2 protein-coding genes and 1 pseudogene are annotated in these 2530 nt (G+C 68.7%); all 3 read right to left on the bottom strand.

The features are described 5' to 3' along the window. Positions 1 to 205: 205 nt before the first annotated feature. Complete coding sequence (locus tag C1I98_RS37840) at positions 206 to 586, bottom strand: peptidase inhibitor family I36 protein (protein WP_111172051.1); 381 nt, start codon at positions 584 to 586, stop codon at positions 206 to 208. A gap of 152 nt (positions 587 to 738) precedes the next feature. Continuing rightward, the gene (locus tag C1I98_RS37835) at positions 739 to 2139 is read right to left on the bottom strand and encodes a class II fumarate hydratase (protein ID WP_111172050.1); all 1401 of its coding nucleotides are present in this window, start codon (positions 2137 to 2139) and stop codon (positions 739 to 741) included. Positions 2140 to 2181: 42 nt separating this feature from the next. Beyond that, positions 2182 to 2530 (bottom strand): annotated as a pseudogene (locus C1I98_RS42305) (hypothetical protein); the annotation flags it as partial.

Here is a 2530-nt window from a genome sequence, read left to right as displayed (position 1 = left end):
CCTCACCACCCTCAACAACCCCCACCGCCTCCTCCGCCGCTTCTGAGCGGGGGGCGATCGGCACGAGAGCGGCCACCGCCTGCCCTTCGGCGCCTTCACGCCTCAAGAATCAGAACGGTGGCCGCGTCTCCATCACCCAAGGGTCTTCTACGGCACGCTATGACACCAGGCCGAGAACGCCCGGCCGGTACCGGCGGCCATCAACTCAGCAATACGAGGCCCATGAGTTGATCATGTCATTGATATTACTTCGGGAGAGCCTGTCCACCCATTGACCCGAGCCGACGGCAATTCCTATCCCGTCTAGGTTATGTTCAGTATAGAAGCAGATCGTCCTGCTTGTGCGATTCCAGAGGGAAGACGTCTTGTCGTTGATGTCGTTGCCGACGTACAACATCTCGCGGTCGCCCTCCCCCCACCCCTTCATCGCCCCGGTGCCGTAGTCGTGCTCCCACAGGCATACCATGCCCGGCTTGCAGAACTCCCAGGCCATGACCTTGGCCTGGGCCGGTGCCGCGGTGACCAGGGTGGCCGCGGCGCAGGCCGCCGCCACCGCGCCGGCGAGCAGGGTCTTTCGCTTTTTCATCTTTTACCATTCGCTCGTGCCCTTGCCACATGTGGCTGAGCCCATGGCTCGTGACCGCAGGAAGAGTACCCGCCTTCACGCTGCTGCCCGGCATTTCCCGGTAGGGACCCGAAGCGGGCCCGGGGTGAGGCGGGCCCGTTTTCGTGTGGCCGTCAGTTGCCTGGGGGACGGGTCATGGAGAGGACGTCGAGGATGGCGTCGAGTTGTTCTTCGGTGAGGGTGCCCTTGGCGACGTGGCCGCGGTCGAGGACGGCCTGGCGGATGGTCTTGCGTTCGGACAGGGCCTCCTTGGCGATCTTGGCGGCCTCCTCGTAGCCGACGTGCCGGTTCAGCGGGGTGACGATCGACGGAGAGGACTCCGCGTACTCCCGGCAGCGCTCGGCGTTGGCGGTGATCCCCGAGACGCAGCGGTCGGCGAACAGCCGGGAGACGTTGGCCAGCAGGCGGATCGACTCCACAATGTTGCGGGCGATCACCGGCATCATCACGTTCAGCTCGAAGCTGCCCGCCGCGCCCGCGAAGGCGATGGCCCCGTCGTTACCGATGACCTGGGCGGACACCATGCACACGGCCTCCGGCACGACCGGGTTGACCTTGCCCGGCATGATCGAGGATCCCGGCTGGAGGTCGGGCAGGTTGATCTCGCCCAGCCCCGCGCGCGGCCCCGAGCCCATCCAGCGCAGGTCGTTGGCGATCTTGTTGAGCGCCACCGCCGTGACCCTGAGCTGCCCCGACAGTTCCACGATCGCGTCGCGTGCGCCCTGGGCCTCGAAGTGGTCGCGGGCCTCGGTGAACGGCAGGCCGGTCGCCTCGCGCAGCCCCGCGATGACCTTCCTGGCGAACCCCGGCGGCGTGTTGATCCCGGTGCCCACCGCCGTACCGCCGAGCGGCAGCTCGGTCACCCTGGTCAGCGCCGAGTTGATCCGCGCCACCGCGTTGTCGATCTGCGTCGCGTACCCCGCGAACTCCTGGCCCAGGGTGACCGGCGTCGCGTCCATCAGGTGGGTCCGCCCCGACTTGACCACCTGGGAGAACTCGATCGACTTGGCCCGCAGCGCGGTCGCGAGGTGTTCGAGGGACGGGATCAGGTGAAAGACCGTCTCGGTCGTCGCCGCGACGTGGATCGAGGTCGGGAACACGTCGTTGGACGACTGCGAGGCGTTGACGTGGTCGTTCGGGTGGACCTTGCGGTCACCGCCCACCCGGGACTCCGCCAGGGTGGCGATCACCTCGTTGGCGTTCATGTTGGAGGAGGTGCCCGAACCCGTCTGGAAGACGTCGATCGGGAACTCCGTGTCCCACTCGTTCTCCGCCACGTCCGTGGCCGCCTGCGCGATGGCCTCGGCCAGGTCCTTCTCGATCACGCCCAGCTCGCCGTTCACCTCGGCGGCCACGGCCTTGATCAGGCCCAGGGCCGCGATATGGGCGGGTTCGAGCCCTCGGCCGGAGACCGGGAAGTTCTCCACCGCCCGCTGGGTCTGGGCCCGCCACTTGGCGTCCGCGGGAACGCGTACCTCACCCATCGAGTCATGCTCGATCCGAAACTCGCTCATGTGCTTAGTCTGCGCTGCCGCCCCGAGCGAGGGTTCACCGGCTCAGGTCAACGCCCACACCAGGAAGATCACGACCACCGCGAGCAGCAGGAGACCGGTACAGACCAGGATGAACTTCCGCGCCCGGCTCTTGGAGTCGCCGACCTCGGGGGGCGGCGGACCGGCGATCGCGAACAGGTCGGTGCCCAGCCCGCCCCCGCTCAGCGTGCCATCGTCGCCGCCCGGACCCCGGCCGGGCCTGCCGGTGCCGGGGGTGCCGGCCACGGGGATGCCGGGGTAGGACGACGCGGGCGGCCCGGAGACGGCGTTCGGCGGGCCCTGGGGGGTCGCCCGTGGGCCCGGCGGGTACAGCGGGCCGCCCGGGACCCCGGGGCCGCCCTGCGGCGTGTAG

Origin of the sequence: Spongiactinospora gelatinilytica (assembly GCF_003236385.1) — a bacterium.
Taxonomy (GTDB): Bacteria; Actinomycetota; Actinomycetes; order Streptosporangiales; family Streptosporangiaceae; genus Spongiactinospora; species Spongiactinospora gelatinilytica.
The sequence above is the reverse complement of the archived record's forward strand: the minus strand, read 5'-3'. Positions and strand labels throughout refer to the sequence as shown.

Bases quoted from the DNA above. Each gene is read 5' to 3' on its own strand.
- C1I98_RS37840 (WP_111172051.1), bottom strand. From the start codon at position 586: ATGAAAAAGCGAAAGACCCTGCTCGCCGGCGCGGTGGCGGCGGCCTGC.
- C1I98_RS37835 (WP_111172050.1), bottom strand. From the start codon at position 2,139: ATGAGCGAGTTTCGGATCGAGCATGACTCGATGGGTGAGGTACGCGTT.